The sequence below is a fragment of the Streptomyces sp. NPDC059003 genome, from assembly GCF_042740445.1.
GTDB lineage: Bacteria > Actinomycetota > Actinomycetes > Streptomycetales > Streptomycetaceae > Streptomyces.
In genome coordinates this window covers 38365-44524 of the sequence record NZ_JBHYJH010000064.1, presented here as the reverse complement: position 1 = coordinate 44524, position 6160 = coordinate 38365, and the positions used below count along the sequence as shown (strand labels likewise).

Below are 6160 nucleotides of genomic sequence, written 5' to 3'. Positions count from 1 at the left end.
GCCGAATCCGTCCCGCGCCGGGCGGGTTTCGGGCGGGCCGCTTCTCGTACGCGGGGCGACGGGCGCTTCCCGTGCGGGCGCTTCCCGTGCGGGGCGGGGAACCCGGCTACTTCTTCTTGGCCGAGCCCTCGTCGCTGGAGAGCACTGCGATGAAGGCCTCCTGCGGGACCTCCACGGAGCCGACCATCTTCATCCGCTTCTTGCCTTCCTTCTGCTTCTCGAGCAGCTTCCGCTTACGCGAGATGTCACCGCCGTAGCACTTGGCGAGGACGTCCTTGCGGATGGCGCGGATGGTCTCGCGGGCGATGACCCGGGAGCCGATGGCGGCCTGGATGGGCACCTCGAAGGCCTGCCGCGGAATGAGCTCGCGCAGCTTCGCGACCAGCCGCACGCCGTACGCGTACGCCGCGTCCTTGTGCGTGATCGCCGAGAACGCGTCGACCTTGTCGCCGTGCAGCAGGATGTCGACCTTGACCAGGCTGGACGTCTGCTCGCCCGTGGGCTCGTAGTCCAGCGAGGCGTAGCCGCGGGTCTTGGACTTCAGCTGGTCGAAGAAGTCGAAGACGATCTCCGCGAGCGGCAGCGTGTAGCGGATCTCGACGCGGTCCTCGGAGAGGTAGTCCATGCCGAGCAGCGTGCCGCGGCGGGCCTGGCAGAGCTCCATGATCGAGCCGATGAACTCCGACGGCGCGAGGATCGTGGCCCGCACGACCGGCTCGTACACCTCGCCGATCTTCCCTTCCGGGAACTCGCTCGGGTTGGTGACCGTGTGCTCGGTGCCGTCCTCCATGATCACGCGGTAGACCACGTTCGGCGCGGTCGCGATCAGGTCGAGGCCGAACTCGCGCTCCAGGCGCTCGCGGATCACGTCCAGGTGCAGCAGGCCGAGGAAGCCCACGCGGAAGCCGAAGCCGAGCGCCGCGGACGTCTCCGGCTCGTACACCAGGGCCGCGTCGTTCAGCTGGAGCTTGTCGAGGGCGTCGCGCAGCTCCGGGTAGTCCGACCCGTCCAGCGGGTACAGGCCGGAGAAGACCATCGGCTTCGGGTCCTTGTAGCCGCCGAGGGCCTCCGTGGCGCCCTTGTGCAGGGTGGTGATGGTGTCACCGACCTTGGACTGCCGGACGTCCTTCACACCCGTGATCAGATAGCCGACCTCGCCGACGCCGAGGCCGTCGGCCGGCAGCATCTCGGGCGAGTTCGTGCCGATCTCGAGGAGCTCGTGGGTCGCGCCCGTGGACATCATCCGGATGCGCTCACGCTTGTTGAGCTGGCCGTCGATGACACGCACGTACGTCACGACACCGCGGTACGAGTCGTACACCGAGTCGAAGATCATCGCGCGGGCGGGCGCGTCCGCGACGCCGACCGGCGCGGGCACGTCCTTGACGACCCGGTCGAGCAGCGCCTCCACGCCGAGCCCGGTCTTGGCGGAGACCCGCAGCACGTCGTCGGGCTCGCAGCCGACCAGGTTCGCCAGCTCCTCGGCGAACTTCTCCGGCTGCGCGGCCGGCAGGTCGATCTTGTTGAGCACCGGGACGATCTGGAGGTCGTTCTCCATCGCCAGATACAGGTTGGCGAGGGTCTGCGCCTCGATGCCCTGGGCCGCGTCGACCAGGAGGATCGTGCCCTCACAGGCCGCGAGCGAACGCGAGACTTCATAGGTGAAGTCCACGTGGCCCGGGGTGTCGATCATGTTGAGGATGTGCGTCCTGCCCTGGTCAGGGCCCTCGGTCGGGGCCCAGGGCAGACGCACGGCCTGGGACTTGATCGTGATTCCGCGCTCGCGCTCGATGTCCATGCGGTCGAGGTACTGGGCACGCATCTGCCGCTGCTCGACCACGCCGGTCAGCTGCAGCATGCGGTCGGCGAGCGTGGACTTGCCGTGGTCGATGTGCGCGATGATGCAGAAATTGCGGATCAGAGCCGGGTCGGTACGGCTCGGCTCGGGCACATTCATAGGGGTCGCGGGCACGCAGGGTCCTGTCTCTTGAGGCGCCTTATGCCTCGGTCGGATCGATACGTAGCCTCCATGGTCCCACGGGCGGGCCCCGAGGATCGGTTTGGGCCGGTCGGAGGACGGCTGATATCGTGGGCAGCTGTGTCTCGTAGCCCTCTCAGCACGAGGCTCATGTCAGAGAAATCAGCAGTACCTGAACCTGAAAAGGCTCTTTCGTGGCGAACATCAAGTCCCAGATCAAGCGGAACAAGACCAACGAGAAGGCGCGCCTGCGCAACAAGGCCGTCAAGTCCTCGCTGAAGACCGCGATCCGCAAGACCCGTGAGGCTGCCGCCGCGGGCGACGTCGAGAAGGCCACCGAGGCCCTGCGCGACGCCAACCGCAAGCTGGACAAGGCCGTCTCCAAGGGCGTGATCCACAAGAACCAGGCCGCCAACAAGAAGTCGGCGCTTGCTTCGAAGGTCGCGTCCCTCAAGGGCTGACCCCTGATGTAACGCCGGAAGGACCAGGGCGGGCCCTCTCTCATCCGCCCCCGACCGGCCCCCCGAGCTCGTACGCGGCCTGCGTTCGCCACGCGGGTGCGAGCTCATTTCACAGCGTGAACTTGGGACCCCGTCCCTTGTCCTTCCAGGACAGGGGGCGGGGTCTTTGGTGTACCTCGGTATGTCTTTGGTGTGCGGAGCCCGGAGCCCTCCGGTGCGGGGGGCCAGGGGCGGAGCCCCCCGGTTTCGGGAAGGGGCGGGATGGGGGAATCAATCCCCGCCGCGACGGTGAGCAGCCACGACGGGCCGTCCCGGCGGTGCCGGAATCCCCTCCGACCTGGGAGGGGGGTGCCTGGAATCCCCCCCGGCTCGGGAGGGGGTGCCCGGAATCCCCCCGACCCGGGAGGGGGTGCCCGGAATCCCCCCGGCTCGGGAAGTGGGTGCGGTGCGGGGATCCCCATTTTGGAGGGCTGCGGCGCGGAATTTCCCGGAGGGGCCGGGCACCGGGAGGGGCTGCGGTGCCGGAGAGGCCGGGCGTGCCGGAGAGGCTGCGGTGCCGGAGAGGCCGGGCGCGCCGGAGAGGCTGCGGTGCCGGAGAGGCCGGGCGCGCCGGAGAGGCTGCGGTGCCGGATCCCCCGGAGAGGGCGGCGCTCAGTCCGGCCCCCACCCCGGAGAGGGCTGCGGTGCCGTCCGCCCCGCCCCGGAGGGGTACCGCCCCCTGCCCGTTCGGGGAGCTATCCCCGACGGGCCCGCGCGGCGCGGGCGACCGCGACCACGGCCTTCTCCAACGCGTACTCAGGATCGTCCCCACCGCCCTTGACGCCCGCGTCAGCCTCCGCACAGGCCCGCAGCGCCACAGCGACCCCGTCCGGGGTCCACCCCCGCATCTGCTGCCGCACCCGGTCGATCTTCCACGGCGGCATCCCCAGCTCACGGGCGAGATCGGCGGGCCGCCCACCCCGCGCGGAGGACAGCTTCCCGATCGCCCGCACGCCCTGCGCGAGCGCACTCGTGATCATGACGGGGGCGACACCGGTCGCGAGGGACCAGCGCAGCGCCTCCAGGGCCTCGGCCGCCCGCCCCTCGACGGCCCGGTCGGCGACGGTGAAGCTGGACGCCTCCGCCCGCCCCGTGTAGTACCTGCCGACGACCGCCTCGTCGATCGTCCCCTCCACGTCCGCCACCAGCTGCGCCACCGCGGAGGCCAGCTCCCGCAGATCACTGCCGATCGCGTCCACCAGGGCCTGGCTCGCCTCGGGCGTCGCCGAACGCCCCAGCGCCCGGAACTCACCCCGTACGAAAGACAGCCGGTCCGCGGGCTTGGTCATCTTGGGGCACGCGACCTCCCGCGCCCCCACCTTGCGCGCGGCGTCGAGCAGCCCCTTGCCCTTGGCGCCGCCCGCGTGCAGCAGCACGAGCGTGATCTCTTCGACGGGCGCGCCCAGATACGCCTTCACGTCCTTGACCGTGTCCGCCGACAGGTCCTGCGCACTGCGCACGACCACGACCTTGCGCTCGGCGAACAGCGAGGGGCTGGTCAGCTCGGCCAGCGTGCCGGGCCCCAGCTGGTCGGGGGTGAGGTCCCGCACGTCCGTGTCGGCGTCCGCGGCGCGGGCGGCCGCGACGACCTCCTGCACGGCGCGGTCGAGCAGCAGGTCCTCCTGCCCCACGGCGACCGTGACAGGAGCGAGCGGATTGTCGTTTGCGTTCTTCCTGGCCATCGCGGTCAAGCATCCCACGCGCCACTGACACCCGGTCCCGTACGGGAGAATGACCAGGTGACCGACGTACGACATGTCCTGGTGCTGCCCGACCGCGACGCCGCGGAAGAAGTCGCCGAAGAGCTCCCCGACCGCTTCGGCGTGAGCGAGGAACCCCAGCTCGTCCGCGACGCCCTGGCCGGCGAGGACGACGCCGAGGACGCCCAGTGGCTGGTCGTCGTCGAGGACCCCGACCGCCGCCTCGACCCGACGGCGCTCGACGAACTGGCGGCGGAGTACGAGGGCTGGCTCGAAGGCCCGTGACGCGGGGCCGCGGGCCCGGCGACGGCGGGACGGGCGGGGCCGGGCGTCAGCTCTTCTTCGGTACGACCTGGATGTCCAGCTCGATCGTGATGCTGGCGCCGACCGCCGCGATGCCCCGGGCGAGCATCGTCTGCCACGTGATCGTGAAGTCGTCGCGGTGCAGCTCGGTCGTCGCCCGGCAGGCGACGCGGGTCTCGCCCTCAAGCCCCTGGCCGACACCCAGGTACTCCGTGTCCAACGTGACCGTCCGCGTCACACCGTGCAGCGACAGCGCCCCGGTGATCCCCCAGCGGCTGCCGCCCTTGTGCACGAAGCGGTCGCTGTAGAACTCCATCGTCGGAAACCGCGCCACGTCCAGGAAGTCCCCGGACCGCAGATGGTCGTCACGCATCTTCACGGCCGTATCGATGGAGGAGGCGTCGATCACCACATGCATGGCCGACTCCTCCATCCGATCAGCCAGCCGAATCGCACCCGCGAACGTGTTGAACCGCCCATGGATCCGCGCGAGCCCGATGTGCCGCGCCGTGAACGCGATCGACGAGTGCATCGGGTCGATCTCCCAGTCCCCCGACTCGGGCAGCGCGGGAAGCTGGGCGACCTGGAGCGTCACATCCCCCATGGAGGCGTGCGCCCCCTCGCCGACCGTCACGTTCGCCCGATACGGAGTGAAGCCCTCCGCCGACACCGCCAGGCGGTACTCCCCCGCCGGCACCGTCGTCAGGAACGACCCGAACGGATCCGTCCCTCCACTGACGACCTTGCGCCCCATGCTGTCGCTCACGGACAGCTCCGCGTGCCCCACCGGCTCATTGACCGGGTCGAGCACCCGGCAGCTGAGCACCCCCGCGCTGGGTGGCACCGTCACCGCCGACAGCGGCCCCGACCGCCCTCCCCGGCTCGAACGGTCTCCCAGCCAACGGCCGAACACTGCGACACACCCCCGCGGGCCTTGACAACACCTGTAACGAAGAGGCATTCGATCACCATTGCGACTTTCGATGCAACACGGGCCCACTTCAGCAGGAAGGTTGCGGAAACAGGAGAACTGCTAGGACTGTCCGAGTAACCCGAATTGATCTTCGGGGAGGGACGGGGCGCCGTGGTGATCGTCGAGGCCCGCTCTGGTGAGCTTTTGCGAACGGTTTCTGGGGGCGCCCTTCCCTGGGGCCCACCTCGGGACGCATCCCCTTCGGGGGGCTCCCCCTCCCCACACCCCTCGCTAGGTTATGTCCGCATAGTCAGGGCAAGAGGCGGTTGAAGCAGCGTTCGACGCGTTGCAGCGCCGGCAGGCGGCCCGGTCGAGCCGGCACCTGCTCCCGCCGCGCCACAGACGTCCGCTGACCTGATCGACGCGTTCAGGGATGGCGGCAGCGATCCCACGCCTGCGCACGCAGGACCGCCTATGTGCAGTCGTTGACGTTCTTGCCGGTGAAGGTGAACGCCAGCGGCCGACCCCGGCCGTCACAGGCCAGATGGATCTTCGTGGTCAGCCCGCCCCGCGCGGAAACGCTCGGGCAGGTCCCGCCAGGCCGCCCCGGTGGACAGCTTCCACAGGATCCCGTTCACGACCTGCCGCCGGTCCCGGACCGGACGCCCCATCCGGGACCGGGGCAGCAACGGCTCGATCACAGCCCACGCCTGATCGGTCAACTCCTGACGACACACCACGAGTTACCCACCGAGCCACACGACTT

5 protein-coding genes and 1 pseudogene are annotated in these 6160 nt (G+C 69.9%); 2 read left to right on the top strand and 4 right to left on the bottom strand.

What is annotated here, in order from left to right:
* Positions 1-106: 106 nt before the first annotated feature.
* Positions 107-1972 (bottom strand): translation elongation factor 4, encoded by a 1866-nt coding sequence (lepA, locus tag ACFWZ5_RS22585; RefSeq protein WP_384800300.1) that lies wholly within the window; start codon positions 1970-1972, stop codon positions 107-109.
* A gap of 200 nt (positions 1973-2172) precedes the next feature.
* Here lepA and rpsT point away from each other — a divergent pair, with 200 nt between their 5' ends.
* Complete coding sequence (rpsT, locus tag ACFWZ5_RS22580; RefSeq protein ID WP_384800297.1) at positions 2173-2439, top strand: 30S ribosomal protein S20; 267 nt, start codon at positions 2173-2175, stop codon at positions 2437-2439.
* 734 nt (positions 2440-3173) lie between these two features.
* Here the strand turns inward: rpsT and holA are convergent.
* The gene (holA, locus tag ACFWZ5_RS22575; RefSeq protein WP_384800294.1) at positions 3174-4160 is read right to left on the bottom strand and encodes a DNA polymerase III subunit delta; all 987 of its coding nucleotides are present in this window, start codon (positions 4158-4160) and stop codon (positions 3174-3176) included.
* A 57-nt stretch (positions 4161-4217) separates the two neighbouring features.
* On the opposite strand from holA, the gene ACFWZ5_RS22570 reads away from it, so the two are divergent.
* Positions 4218-4463, top strand: a complete 246-nt coding sequence (locus tag ACFWZ5_RS22570; protein ID WP_384800291.1) for a hypothetical protein — start codon at positions 4218-4220, stop codon at positions 4461-4463.
* A 46-nt stretch (positions 4464-4509) separates the two neighbouring features.
* Here the strand turns inward: ACFWZ5_RS22570 and ACFWZ5_RS22565 are convergent, their stop codons facing one another.
* On the bottom strand, positions 4510-5394 hold the full coding sequence (locus ACFWZ5_RS22565; RefSeq protein WP_384800288.1) for a YceI family protein: 885 nt from the start codon (positions 5392-5394) through the stop codon (positions 4510-4512).
* A 319-nt stretch (positions 5395-5713) separates the two neighbouring features.
* A pseudogene (locus ACFWZ5_RS22560) lies at positions 5714-6134 on the bottom strand (transposase); the annotation flags it as partial.
* Between the last annotated feature and the right edge of the window lie 26 nt (positions 6135-6160).

Coding starts and splice junctions, on each gene's coding strand:
- holA (WP_384800294.1), bottom strand. CDS start 4,160: ATGGCCAGGAAGAACGCAAACGACAATCCGCTCGCTCCTGTCACGGTC.